Genomic DNA, 12,960 nt, shown 5'->3' with positions numbered 1-12,960 from the left:
ATCGCGACGAGGTTGTTAGCCGGGCAATCTGCGCGCGGTCGCCGCGCTCATGGCGGCGATCTTGGCCTCGCGCCGGGCCGTCCGCACAGCTCGCTTGACCGACCGCTGGGAGCGCTTGATCGAGTGCTGGGAACGGTCGACCGCGTGGCTCGCGCGGTAGCCCAGACCCGGCCGCCCCTCGGTGTCGACCGCGGCCAGCAGCAGACCGCCGAGCAGGCCCAGGTTCTTGAGGAACTGGCCCTGCTGTTCCTTGGAGTCGGGACGCGAGCGGTCCCAGAACGGGTGCTCGGCGATCGTGGCCGGCACCAGGTTGGTCGCGAGGACGAGGGCGGCGGGCCGGGTGAAGTGGCCGGTGGCCAGGGCCAACCCGGCGAGCACGTCGCTCGCGCCCTGGATGCGCACCAGCGTGCGGGTGTCGGTCGGTATGCGGGGGTCGAGCTTCTCGAGCAACGGCTTGAGCGGCTCGGTGACCCGGGCCGCGGGCTCCTCGTAGGCCTCGGGCTTCAGCAGGGACCGGACGCCTTGGACGACGAAGATCGACGCGAGCATCGCGCGGGCGGCAGTGCGTACGGGCTTCATGCCTAGGGTTATACCCGCCCGGCGCGGATCACACCGGTTGAGTTCGCAGGTACCGGCCGAAATGCGGCACCGTGAAGGCGACCGTGCCGCGTTCCCCCGAGTAGATGAGGCCCTTCTTGATCAACGCGTCGCGGGCCGGCGAGAGGCTGGCCGGGCGGCGGCCCAGGGCGGTGGCGATGTCGGCGGTGGGGACGGCCGCGTCCATGTCGTTGCCGGTGTCGCCCTCACCCGAGAGCACGGCCATGGCCCGCATGTATTCGCGTTCGGCCGGGGTGGCCCGCTCGAACCGGGAGCCGAAGAAACCCACGGCCAGCTCGGCCTCGGCCTCGGGAGCGGCCACGCGGACGTCGGCGTCGGTCACCGGGGACTGCGGCGCGTGGTCCCAGGTCGCTTTGCCGTACGCCTGGACGAAGTACGGATAACCGCCGGACTTCTCGTAGAGCAGGTCGAGCGCCTTCGCCTCGTACTCCACGTCTTCGCGTGCGGCCGGGGCGCAGAGCGCGAGGTCGGCCGCGACCCGGTCGAGCCGGTCGATGCGCTGGTAGCGGAAGAGGCGCTCCGAGTACGACTTGGCCGCCGACAGCACGGCCGGCAGGTGCGGCAGCCCGGCGCCGACCACGATCAGCGGCGCGCCCAGCTGGGACAGCTCATGACAGGCGGCGCAGAGGGCGGAGACGTCGGCCGGGCCCAGATCCTGCATCTCGTCGATGAACAGGGCGATGCCCGTGCCGACGTCGGTGGCGAGCGACGCCGCGTCGGTGAACAGCTCGACCAGGTCGATCTCGATGTCGCCGGAGTCGGCCCGGCCCCGGGCCGGCGGCACGTCGATGCCCGGCGACCAGCGGTCGCGCAGCTTGGCCGAGCTGTCGTTGGCCCGCAGCGCGAACGCCTTGAGCACAGCGAGCACGTCGTCGACCCGATCGGGGTCGCGGTGGTGGGGTGCGAGCTCGCGGATCGCCATGTGCAGCGCGGCTGAGACGGGGCGGCGCAGCGACTGGTCGGGACGGGCTTCGATCTTGCCGGTGCCCCACAGCCGGCCGATCGCGGCCGAGCGCAGCGTGTTGAGCAGCACGGTCTTGCCGACACCGCGCAGGCCGGTGAGCACCAGGCTGCGTTCGGGGCGGCCGCGGGCGATCCGCTCGAGCACGACGTCGAACGCGTCGAGCTCGCGGTCGCGACCGGCCAGTTCGGGTGGGCGCTGGCCGGCGCCGGGGGCGTACGGGTTCCTCACCGGATCCACGCATTGCACCGTATCGGGTTGTCTAGCGAAATGGCTAGAGTGCGCTAGCAAGACCTCGCAAGTGGCTGTCGAGCACGCTCTACCGCTTTCTAGCCAGGAAGCTAGACAGGGATAGAGCAGGCTAGGAGGCCCGGTGCTCCTTGAGGCAGAGCACAAAGTCGAGGTCGTCGAGCGGGCTGTCGTAGAAGAACCACTTCGTGTAGCCGGTCACCTTCGAGCATTTGCGCTCGGCGTCCTTCTCGCCCGTGGTCTTGCCCTTGATCCGGTCGAGCACCTCGTAGGTGCCGCTCGTGCAGGCGGTGGCGCGCATGTTGGGCTCCCCGTCGGTGCCCTCGTTGACCACGCAGTCGCCCTTCTTCACATAGAAGCGGGCGTCCTCGCTGCCCTGCGGGGCCGGGCCGGCGACCGGCGTGGTGGCCGACGCGCTCGGGGAAGCCTCGTTGCCGTTGTTGTTGCGCTCGTTGAGCAGCCACGCCGTCGCGCCCAGCCCGACCACGATGAGCAGGCCGAGCGTCACCACCAGGGCGATGATCGGGGTGTTGCGCTTCGGCGGGGGTGGCGGCGGCTGCCTGTCCCAGGAGGACTCGTTGACCACCGGGCCCATCGGAGCGGAGTGGTAATTCACCGCCTGCTGCGGGATCGACGGCGGATGGCCACCCCAGGAGGGCTGGTCCGAGACGGGAGCGCCGTGATCACCCCAGGGGTCGGCCGGCTCCGCATACGGCTCGTCGGAGCTCCCGTGCGACCACGGTGGGCCGGAGTACGGGCCGTTCTGGGACATGAGGATTTCCTCCGGAAGCGGATAACGCTGGTGCCACCGTAGCGTGCGGGGCCGACACAAACCCGGACGGAATCGCCGCCGGTGTCGGCAACACGACCAGCACACCGGTCGTCCGGCTACTACGGTGCCGATCCGTGTCCGTACCCCTGGTAGTTCTCGCGGCCGTCTTCGGTGGTTCCGCGGCCGCGTTCCTCCCCCGCGTCGCGCATCGGCTCGCCGTCTCCTTCGGAGAGCCGCCTCGGCCTGCGTGTGCCCGCTGCGGCCGGCGCTTCGCGACCGGGCCGGCCGGGTGGGTCCGGGTGGGTGCGTTTTGTCGGTGTTCCCAGCCGTACGCGATGACGGTGCTGGCCGGCGCGGCCGCGAGCACGCTGCTGGCCGCCACACTCGGGCCGTCCTGGCTGCTGCTGGTGCACCTGCCGGCGATCGTGCCGGGGCTGTTGCTGGCCCTGATCGACCTGCGCTGCCTGCGCCTTCCGGACAAGCTGGTCGGGGCTCTGGCGGTCATTGCCGTACCGCCGCTTGCCCTGTTGCGGCCGGAGCGTCTCGGTTCTGCGCTCGTGGCCGGCGGGTTGATCCTCACCGCGTACCTGGTGATCGCTCTTCTGCCCGGGCACGGCCTCGGCCTGGGTGACGTGAAGCTGGCGGCGGTGCTCGCGACGATCCTCGGGTTCACCGGCTGGCCATCCGTCGTCGTCGGCCTGGTCGTGCCGCACCTGATCAACGGGCCGGTCGCCCTGGCGATGCTGCTCGCCGGCCGCAACCGGCCGATCCCCTTCGGACCGGCGCTGCTGGCCGGGGCCCTGATCGCCGTCACAACAGCCTGAGCTGGCGATCCTTCGGCCGGGAGGGCACCGTGTCACCGAGCCGCTCGAACAATCCGGAATCGATCACGTCGAGGAACGGGCTCGGGCTCTGTTCCCGCTCGCTGCCGTGCCGGAACCGGCGGGCCGCGTGGGTGACGTACAGCCTGTCCTGGGCCCGGGTCAGGCCCACGAAGAACAGCCGGCGCTCCTCGGCGATGTCGTCGTCCGAGGCGGGACTGCCCGGCCAGCGCAGCGGCAGCAGGCCGTCCTCGCAACCGACCAGGAACACGATCGGGAACTCGAGACCCTTGGCCGCGTGCAGGGTGAGCAGGTTGACCGCCTCGGCCCGCGGGTCGAGCGCGTCGACCTCGGCGCCGGTGGCGATCTCCTGCAGGAAGCGGGGCAGGTCGTCGCCGACCCGCTGGGCCAGCGGGCGCAGCAGGTCGGCCGCGGTCCAGATGTCCTCGGGGGCAAGCTGCTCGCCGCCGTCCAGGGTGGGCGCGGCGAAACGCTGGGCCAGCACCTGGGCGACCAGCTTGAGCCGGGCCGAGAGAGAACCGGCAGGCGCGTCGGCGTGCTGCAACTCGCGGGCGATCTGCTGGACCCCGGGCCGGTCGCGCAGCCGGTTGTGCGAGCGCTTCTGCACCGGCACGCCGGCCCGGGACAGTGCCTCGACGATCGGGCCGGACTGCGAGTCGGTGCGGTAGAGCACGGCGACGTCCGAGAAGGACAGGTTGCCGGCCGCGACCGAGCGGGAGTCGACCCGGCCCGAGTCGAGCGATCGGTGGGAGAGGCCGCCGACCAGGTCGTCGATGGTGCGTACGACGAAGTCGGCCTCGTCGGCGACGCTGGCCGCCGGGTAGCGGCCGACCAGCGGCGCCTCCGGGTCGAGCCGCGCCGGGTCGAGCCGGCGGCCGTTGACCAGCGTCGACGGGGCGATCGCCTGGACCGCCGCGGCCAGGATCGGCGCCGACGAACGGTAGTTGCGGGTCAGTCGCACCAGCCGCGCGTCCACGAAGTCCTCGTTGAAGCGCAGGAAGTACTTCACGTCGGCGCCGCGGAACGAATAGATCGCCTGGTCGGGGTCGCCGATCGCGCAGAGGTTACCGTCGGCCGGACTGAGCAGGCGCAACAGCTCGTACTGGGTCTCGTCGACGTCCTGGTACTCGTCCACGAAGATCCACTGCCAGCGGCGGCGGTACTTCTCGACCAGGGCCGGCTCGTCGCGCAGCAGGGCGACCGGCATGGTGATCAGCTCGTCGAGATCGACCAGATCCTGCTGGCGCAGCAGCTTCGCGTACGCGTGGTCGTCGTCGCCCGCCTGCTCCCGGGCCTCCGCCCGTTCGGCCTCGTCGGCGATCCGCCAGTGCGCGCCGAGACCGGCGGCCCGCGCGTTCTCCTTCAGGATCGTCAGGCCGACCGAGTGGAACGTGCCGACCGTGATGTCCTCGCCCACGTCGCCGAGCAGCGCGTCCAGCCGCTCGCGCAACTCGCCGGCGGCTCGGCGGGTGAACGTGATGGCCAGGCAGCGTTCCGGGAAGACGCCCAGCTCGGCACAGAGATAGGCGATGCGGTGGGTCAGCGTACGGGTCTTGCCGGTGCCGGGACCGGCCACGATCAGCAACGGCCCGCCGGGGGCGGACGCCGCCACCCGCTGCATCGCGTCCAGGCGGTCGAGCAGGCCGGTGCCGACTTCTTCCATGCCGGCCAGCATCGGCTCGAACGGCTCGTGGGGGCTGGCCGGCGGGGTGATCGGCGGCGCTTTTTCGGAAGATTTAGGCGCCTTGACGGACTTGACCGGCTTCGGCTTGGCGACCGGCTCCGGCTTCCGCTGCTGGGGCACGTCGAAGAGCGTCTCGACCTGCGGCGCGCTGGCCCGATTCCGCAGCTCGCCCTGGTCGAAGAGGGTGATCACGCCGTACTCGCCGTCGTAGCCCGGCACCCGTCGCACATCGCCGCGCCGCAGGCGGGTGATGCCCTCGCGCAGCTCGTCGCCGCCGGCCTGACCGATCGCGTCGACCGGCACCTTGCGCAGAATGTCGAGTTCCGAGCCGAGCGTCGCCACCAGATGGTTGAGCTGGGCCTCGACCGTCTTCGATCTGGGGCCGACGCCGTTGATCTCGCCGAGGATCTCGTGCAGCTGGATCAGATGCTCGACGTGGTCGTCGCGGTGGAAGTCCTCGGGCCGGTCGGCCAGATCCTCGACCCGGCTCAGCACGCCCACGGTGAGCGGCTTGCCGCACTCGGGGCAGCGGCCGCCGTGCTCGCGGGTGCGCTGCGGCTCCCAGTTCACGCCGCAGGCCCGGTGCCCGTCAGCGTGATACTTGCCCTCCTCGGGGAAGAACTCGAGCGTGCCGGCCAGGCCGGACCCGTCGCGAACGGCGGCGTAGTCGGGCGTGCCGGTGAAGAGCGTCGCCTCCCGGGCCAGCGCGGCCGGCGAGTGGGCGTCCGAGTTCGACACCAGGCGGTAGCGGTCGAGGCTGGAGACCCGCCAGTTCATCTGAGGGTCGGAGGAGAGACCGGTCTCGACCGCGGTGACGTGCTCGGCCAGGTCGGCGTAGCAGTCGGCGATCGCGTCGAAGCCCGACTTCGAGCCCAGCGCCGAGAACCACGGCGTCCAGATGTGGGCCGGGACGAGGTAACCGCCCGACTCCAGGGTGATCTCGAGCAGGTCGCGGGAGTCGAGACCGAGGATCGGGCGCCCGTCAGCGGTCAGGTTGCCGATCCGGCCCAGGGCGGTGTTGAACCGGGCCGCCGCTCCGAAGTCGGGCATGTAGATCAGGTGGTGCACCTTGCGGGTGCGGTCGTCACGCTTGTAAATCGTCGAGATCTCGACGCTGAGCATGAACGCCGCCGCCGGGCTCGTCTGCAGCGAGCCCGGCAGGCGCTTGGTGACCTCGGCCTCCTCGGCGTAGCCGAACAGTCCGGTGCCCCGATCGATCAGATTCTCGCGCAGGTGGTCGAACCAGGCGGGGTGGGTGAAGTCGCCGGTGCCCAGCAGGGCGATGCCCTTGCGGCGGGCCCACCAGGCCAGGTTGGGCAGGGTCAGATCACGGCTGCAAGCACGCGAGAAGCGCGAATGAATGTGGAGGTCCGCGACGTACGTGTCCGCGGCAGAACCTGCGTGGTCCGAGGGCACGCGCTGCATCCTGTCACGCCCTCCACCGCTCGCACGAATCGCCACGCTTGACGGACTTACGGATCTTGATGCCTCTCAGGGGGAGCGCAGCTCGATCACACTCACCTGCGGCGGCGCGCCGACCCGGACCGGCGGTCCCCAGAAACCGGCGCCATTCGTGACATAGACCGGCACACCGTCGACCTTCCCGAGCCCGGAGACGACCGGTTGCTCGAGCTTGACCAGCAGGTTGAAGGGTGCCATCTGGCCGCCGTGCGTATGGCCGGAAACTTGAAGATCAACCCCGAACGGGGCCGCGTCGCGGGCGGCGATCGGCTGGTGGGCCATGAGCACGACCGGCCGGGACTGGTCGCGGTCGCCGAGCGCCTGGACGAAATTGGGCGGGTCGCCCGACTCGGCGCCGCCCAGATCGTTGACGCCGGCCAGGTCGAGGCCGCCGATTTCGAGGCGCTCGTTGCGCAGCGGGCGCACGTCGAGGCGCGCGACCTCGTCGACCCACTCCTGGAAGCCGGAGTAGTACTCATGGTTCCCGGTCACGAAGTACGCCCCCTGCCGCGACTGGATATCGGCCAGCGGCGCCGCGAACCGCCCCAGTTCCGCCACGCTGCCGTCTACAAGGTCACCGACGACGCACACGATGTCCGCCTGCACCGAATTGATCACGTCGACGATCCGGCGGGCGTGATTCATGCCGGTCAACGGCCCGAGGTGGATGTCGGAGACGACGGCCAGCCGGGTGCCGTCCATGGCCCGGGGAAGCTTGGCCAGCGGCACCTGGATGCGGTCGATCCGAGGACCGCCCAGCGCCGTCCGCACGCCGTAGCCGGTGACGCCGACCGCGGTGAGGCCCGCGAAGATCGCTGCGCCGCGGGCCAGTACCAGCCGCCGGTCGATGCCCGGCTTGTCGGCGTTGCCCGGGGTCTCGCTCCGGCTGGCCTTCTCGTCGGTCAGCTGCTTGTCGCCGCCACCAACGGTCGGTGGTTTCTCGGCCGTCAGCACCGACTCGCCCTCGCCTGCGGTGGGTGCCGTGCTGACGGTCGCGGTTTCCATTTCCGGACGCCGTCGCGAGCGCCACGCCAGGCTCAACGCGAGCCGGGGTATCTCCAGCACGGCCAGCGTGACCAGCAGGTAGAACATGACCGCGATCCACAGGTAGCCGGGCCAGGCAAGCCACGGAAGGGCCCCCGATCGCACGCCGATCAACGTCGCGGGCGCCAGCACGGCCAGTCCGACGAAGACCACTGCCCCGATCCGGCGGGCGCGCTTACCGGGCAGCGGATCCTTGACGAGCCGCTTCCACAGGTAGAAGTGAATCAGGCCGATGACCACAACGATCAGCCCGACGAATACCACCAAGATGTCCTCCCCCAGCCACTTGTCCTCGGTAAGTGTCCTGGTCCTTCCTGAGAGCGGACTGACGAACCGTCGATCCGGTCAGAGGCGGTAGTTCCGAAGGGCAGCGAGGAAGGACGGCATCTCGGCGATCTGCTCGGCGGCTCGGCGCTCGACAGCCGCTAGTTCGCGGGGCCCGAGATCCTGGTCGCCCAGTGACATCCGCAATCGCTCGGCCAGCCGCCCGAGGCGCAGCCCGGCCCGCCGGGCCAGCACGTCGGAACCGCCGAACGGGGTTCCACCGGCGCCGACGTACGCCTCGAAGGTTCGCCGGACCGCAGCCGGATCAGGAGTGGGTCGGCCTCGCCGCGAAAACTCCAACGTCGCGTGGGCCGCTTCGAGGCTCGCGCTGTCCGCCCCGGCCACGTCCCAGTCGATCAGCACCGGGCCGCCACCGGTCATCATGACGTTCCACGGCTCGACATCCCGGTGTGTCATGACGTAGTCGCCGGCCGCCGCGAAGCTCCGCGCCACCCAGCCGGCCGCCTCCAGGACGTCCGCCATGTGCAGCCGTAGGAGAGCGGCCCAGGTGCGCCCGTCCCGTTGCCCGTCGTCAAGCCAGCCGTGCCATGTCTCGGGCTGGTCCAACCGGTACCAATCGGGCGCCCTCGCCGCGTCCGCGGTCGGCGCCAACTGATGGAGCCGGGCCAATGTCTCACCCAGCCATCCGGCGACGTCGTCCCCGTCAGCGAGCGGCTCCCCGTCCACCCAGTCATAGGCGCGCACCCATCCGATTCCGTCGATCGCCGCGGCGAAGCCGAGCCGCTTCCGGGCCGGGCCGTCGTCGTGGTTCATCGGCTCGGTGAGCGGCGGGATCGGCCGGGCCATCGAGATGCCGGCGGCCAGCGCCAGCCGTTCGAACTCCATCGCCCGGGCGAAGTCGTCGAGCCAGTCCTCGGCCGCGACGTGCTTGATCAGCGCGGAACCGTCCCGAGTGACCAATCGCCACGTCTGGGAGCTGCGAAAACTGACCGGCGCGAGCTCCTGAGTCGGCGTTCCCAGCCCGAACGACTCCGCAACCGCCCAGGACTGCCGCACTGCGGTCTCCCGTTCTGATGCCACTCCGACCCCCGGATCGCTCGCGAACTCCGATTCTCGCGACCCGAACGAGCCTCCGCCGCCCCGGGCGATCGGCTGCCGCCGGGAGACGGTCGGGCCCGGTCAGCCCCCGGCGAAGGGCGGGAGGATGTCGACCGTGGCGTCGGCCGGCAGGGGAGCGGCCTGGTCGTGACAGGTCAGACCGTCGACCAGGAAGCTGGCCGCCTTGAGCACCACACCCAGGCGTTCGCCGTGCCGATCGGTCAGCCGCTGCTTCAGGTCGTTGAGGGTGGCCGCCTCCGCCGGTTCGCTGCGGATGCCGTTGGCGGCCGCTCGCGCGCCGGCGAAGTAGCGGACAGTCAGGGTCGGCAAACTCAGCCTCCGATGGCGGACATGGGACGGGCCGGCTGGAGGAACGTCGGATCGTCAATACCGTGGCCGGCCCGCTTGCCGCTCATGGCGACCCGCCAGGCCTCGGCCACCTCGTCGTCGTTCGCGTCGTCGCGGAGCAGCTTGCGCAGGTCGCTCTCGTCGGTGGCGAACAGGCAATTGCGCACCTGACCGTCGGCGGTCAGCCGAGTGCGGTCGCAATCGCCGCAGAACGGCCTGGTCACGCTGCCGATGACACCGACCCGGGCCGGATTGCCGGCGGCATCGACATGGCCGGGGACCAACCACGTCTCGGCCGGCGCTGTTCCACGTGAAACCGGATCGGGCAGGAGACCGAACGGCGCGAGACCGGCCAGGATCTCTTCGGCCGTGACCATGGTGTGCCTGTCCCACTGGTGCTGGGCATCGAGCGGCATCTGCTCGATGAAGCGCAGCTGATAGCCGTTCTCCAGGGCGAACCGCAACAGCGCGGGCGCCTCGTCGTCGTTGATGTCGCGCATCAGCACGGTGTTGATCTTCACGGGGGTCAGGCCGGCCGTGGCCGCCGCGGTCAGGCCGCGCAGCACGTCGGCCATCCGGTCGCGCCGGGTCAGCGCCTGGAAGCGTTCCGGGTCGAGCGTGTCGAGCGAGACGTTGACCCGGTCGAGCCCGGCCTTGCGCAGCGGCCCCGCGAGCCGCTCGAGCCCGATGCCGTTCGTCGTCAGCATGAGCGTGGGCCGCGGCGTCAGCCGGGCCGCCGCCTCGATGATGCCGACCAGGCCGCGGCGCAGCAGGGGCTCACCGCCGGTGAATCGCACCTCGCGGATGCCGAGCCGCTCGACCGCGATCCGGATCAGCCGGATCACCTCGTCGTCGGTCAGCTGCTGTTCGCGCGGGAGCCAGGCCAGCCCCTCCTCGGGCATGCAGTAGGTGCAGCGCAGATTGCAGCGATCGGTCAGGGACACGCGCAGATCGGTCGCCACTCGCCCGAATCGGTCGGCGAGCGGGATGAGGGCCCCACTACGCATGCTCACGCGTCGAATCTATCCGCTGGAACCGATGTTGACCTCAGCCGAATCCGGCCTGTGGACGGCCGACTCCGTCACAGTGCGCGCAGTGTGGATAACGCGGCCGCGCGAACCGAGCCGCGATAGCTTTCCCCGAACGCCGCGGTGTGCACGAGCAAAAGGTGCAATTGGTGCAGCGGAACCCGCTCCGGCCAGCCGTCGGCCAGCGGGTAAGCCTCGTGATAGGCGCCGACGATCGTGGCGAGGAACGGCGCCCCGCCGAACAGGGCGAGCTCGGCCAGGTCGGTCTCGCGGTGGCCCCCGTGCGCGGCCGGGTCGACGAGCCAGGCCCGGCCGTCGGCGCCCCACAGCACATTTCCCGGCCAGAGGTCGCCGTGCGTGCGGCTGGGCTCGCCGTCGTCGTACGCCTCGAGGATCGGAAAAATACGCTCGACCAGCTCGACCTCGGCCGTCGTGAGCGCTCCCCGATCGGCCGAGATCTTCAGGTACGGCCGGAGCCGGCGCTCGGCGAACCACGGTCCCCAAGCACCGCCGGTCGGCGTGTTGTCGAGGCCGAGCGGCCCGATGAAGCCGTTCCAGTCCGCGCCGAACGACGATGCGCCCGAGCGATGCAACCCGGCCAGGTCGCGGCCGAGCTGCTCGGCGGCCGCGCGGGTGGGCTCACCGGGCTCGATCCACTCGGTCGCGATCATCGAGGGCAGCGCGACGATGACCTCGGGCACCGGCGCCCCCGCCGCGCCCAGCCACCTCAGACCGGACGCCTCGGCCGTGAAGATGCCGGCCGGAGCCTCCCCGGAGGTCCACGTCTTGGCGAAGATCGAGGTTCCGTCGTCGAGCGTCAGCCGGCTCGCGGTCGACACGCTGCTGCCGCCCACCGGCGTCTCGCGGAGGCGCTGGTGAGTGAGAAATGTCGGGAGGTGCTCGGGGTGCGCGCGCAAGTACGCCTGGTCCACTGCCTTATCTTCCGCTTCGGCTTACGCCCCTGGAAAATCGGAGTCAAAATGTCGGCATGAGCCCTGTCGCAGTGCGTTCGTACCGTCCGAGTGACCACTCCGCGGGTCGTCGCCTGTGGTCCGAGCTGACCAACCAGCACAACCGGATGTACGGCGTGCCCGACGAGGACGCCGGTGAGGGCTTCGAGGAATACCTCACCCGGCTCGATCTGGGCGGGCTGTGGGTGGCCGACCATGCCGACGACGGCGTGATCGGGCTGGTCGGGCTCGTGCTCCGGGGCCGGGCGGGCGAGGTCGAGCCGATCGTGGTCACGGTCTCCCACCGCCACAAAGGAGTGGGGCGCAAGCTGCTGCGACACGTCGCCGACGAGGCCCGCCGGCGGAACATGACCGCGCTGACGATCTCACCCGAGTCCCGCAACGTCGACGCGATCCGCAGCCTGCACGCGGCCGGCTACGACGTCGTCTCGTCGTTCGAACTGACCCTCGACCTGAACCGCGCTCCCCACGAGTGGCAGCAGGAGGGGCTGGAGCTGCACGAGCTCCCGTTCCGCTCCTAGCTGTGGATAACCCGCGTGTCGTCCACAGGCCGTCGGCCTGGCACTCGCGGAAGGCCCTCGGTCGGCCACGCTGCCCGGCATGAACCCCGAATGCACGATCGTCGTCCGTAGCCCCGCCGACCTCATCGCCGTCACGCCGTACCTGCTCGGCTTCCATCCGGCCGACAGCCTCGTGGTGATCGGCACGGTCGGGCGCGCCGTCAGCTTCGTCGGTCGGCACGACCTGCCGCCGCCCGGCGCCGACGACACCGGCCCGATAGCGCAGATGGTCGCCCGGCAGAAGGCACAGTCCGTCTCGCTCCTCGGCTTCGGCCCGCCCGAGCCGGTCAACCGGACGATCGGCGCCCTCGTGGCCGCCTTGAACCGGGCCGGCGTCCGGGTGCGCGACCAGTTGCGGATCACCGCCGGCCGCTGGTGGTCGTTCGGCTGCGCCGACCCGGGCTGCTGCCCGCCCGAGGGCCTTCCCGTCCCGTCGCCGCACAGCCCGATCGCCGCCGCCGCGGTCTTCCAGGGTCAGGTCGCGCTGCCCAACCGGCAGAAGCTGGTCGAGCAGGTGGCCGCCGTCGAGGGCGAGGAGCGCCGCCAGATGGCCGCTGCCACGGCGGCCCTGAACTTGAAGCTCGGCGAGGGGCTTCCCCGCACCCTGATGGGGCGGGCCGGTCGCAAGGCGGTGCTCCATGCGGAGCGACAGCATGCGGCGGGCCGGTCCCTGACGTACGACGAGACGGCTTGGCTGGGCGCCCTGTTGATCGGCCGGACGGCGTTCGACTTCGCGGTCAACCGCATCTCCGACGAGCCCTGGCACCTGCGGCTGTGGACCGAGACGACCCGCCGGGTCGAGGTGCCTTTCGTGCCTGGCCCGGCCGCGCTGCTGGGTTATGCGGCGTGGCGGGTCGGGCTGGGTCCGCTGGCCCGGGTGGCGGTCGACCGGGCGCTGCGGCACGACCCGTACCACCGCTTCGCCACGATCCTCGACCGTCTGCTGGCCGCCGGCATCAGCCACGAGGCCGTCGAGGACTTCGGCCCGCCGGCGGGCTCGGTGCGGGGAAGGGCTGCCTAGATGTACGGGCCATGGTGT

At 70.9% G+C, this 12,960-nt stretch carries 12 protein-coding genes; 3 read left to right on the top strand and 9 right to left on the bottom strand.

Features of this window, described 5'->3' with window-relative positions; all coding sequences use genetic code 11:
- Positions 1-15: 15 nt before the first annotated feature.
- The 3 genes from KXC43_RS35380 to KXC43_RS35370 form a co-directional block, all read right to left on the bottom strand.
- Positions 16-579: a DoxX family protein gene (locus KXC43_RS35380; protein WP_221380564.1), complete on the bottom strand. Its 564-nt coding sequence runs from the start codon at positions 577-579 to the stop codon at positions 16-18.
- Positions 580-607: 28 nt separating this feature from the next.
- Complete coding sequence (locus KXC43_RS35375) at positions 608-1,819, bottom strand: ATP-binding protein (protein WP_221380563.1); 1,212 nt, start codon at positions 1,817-1,819, stop codon at positions 608-610.
- Between the two features lie 121 nt (positions 1,820-1,940).
- Positions 1,941-2,600, bottom strand: coding sequence for an LppU/SCO3897 family protein (locus tag KXC43_RS35370; RefSeq protein WP_255645365.1), 660 nt, complete (start codon positions 2,598-2,600; stop codon positions 1,941-1,943).
- Between the two features lie 335 nt (positions 2,601-2,935).
- On the opposite strand from KXC43_RS35370, the gene KXC43_RS35365 reads away from it, so the two are divergent.
- Positions 2,936-3,424: a prepilin peptidase gene (locus KXC43_RS35365; protein ID WP_221380562.1), complete on the top strand. Its 489-nt coding sequence runs from the start codon at positions 2,936-2,938 to the stop codon at positions 3,422-3,424.
- Here the strand turns inward: KXC43_RS35365 and KXC43_RS35360 are convergent.
- From KXC43_RS35360 to KXC43_RS35335, 6 genes are all read right to left on the bottom strand, one after another.
- A complete protein-coding gene (locus tag KXC43_RS35360; protein ID WP_221380561.1) occupies positions 3,411-6,551 on the bottom strand; it encodes a UvrD-helicase domain-containing protein in 3,141 nt (1,046 codons plus the stop codon). The genes KXC43_RS35365 and KXC43_RS35360 overlap by 14 nt on opposite strands.
- A gap of 66 nt (positions 6,552-6,617) precedes the next feature.
- Entirely contained in the window at positions 6,618-7,901 is a 1,284-nt protein-coding gene (locus KXC43_RS35355; protein WP_308129408.1) for a metallophosphoesterase, read from the bottom strand.
- Positions 7,902-7,976: 75 nt separating this feature from the next.
- Complete coding sequence (locus tag KXC43_RS35350; RefSeq protein WP_221380560.1) at positions 7,977-8,972, bottom strand: aminoglycoside phosphotransferase family protein; 996 nt, start codon at positions 8,970-8,972, stop codon at positions 7,977-7,979.
- Between the two features lie 123 nt (positions 8,973-9,095).
- Positions 9,096-9,344, bottom strand: a complete 249-nt coding sequence (locus KXC43_RS35345; protein WP_438870933.1) for a MoaD/ThiS family protein — start codon at positions 9,342-9,344, stop codon at positions 9,096-9,098.
- 2 nt (positions 9,345-9,346) lie between these two features.
- Positions 9,347-10,369, bottom strand: a complete 1,023-nt coding sequence (moaA, locus tag KXC43_RS35340) for a GTP 3',8-cyclase MoaA (RefSeq protein WP_221380609.1) — start codon at positions 10,367-10,369, stop codon at positions 9,347-9,349.
- A 74-nt stretch (positions 10,370-10,443) separates the two neighbouring features.
- Positions 10,444-11,322 (bottom strand): fructosamine kinase family protein, encoded by an 879-nt coding sequence (locus KXC43_RS35335; RefSeq protein WP_221380559.1) that lies wholly within the window; start codon positions 11,320-11,322, stop codon positions 10,444-10,446.
- Positions 11,323-11,378: 56 nt separating this feature from the next.
- Between KXC43_RS35335 and KXC43_RS35330 the strand changes: the two genes are divergently transcribed.
- Entirely contained in the window at positions 11,379-11,882 is a 504-nt protein-coding gene (locus tag KXC43_RS35330) for a GNAT family N-acetyltransferase (RefSeq protein WP_221380558.1), read from the top strand.
- Positions 11,883-11,961: 79 nt separating this feature from the next.
- Positions 11,962-12,942 carry a DUF4192 domain-containing protein gene (locus KXC43_RS35325; protein WP_221380557.1) on the top strand — a complete coding sequence of 327 codons (981 nt, stop codon included), beginning with the start codon at positions 11,962-11,964 and terminating at the stop codon, positions 12,940-12,942.
- Positions 12,943-12,960 lie beyond the last annotated feature (18 nt).

This window comes from Paractinoplanes polyasparticus, from assembly GCF_019710575.1.
Lineage (GTDB): Bacteria > Actinomycetota > Actinomycetes > Mycobacteriales > Micromonosporaceae > Actinoplanes > Actinoplanes polyasparticus.
The sequence above is the reverse complement of the archived record's forward strand: the minus strand, read 5'-3'. Positions and strand labels throughout refer to the sequence as shown.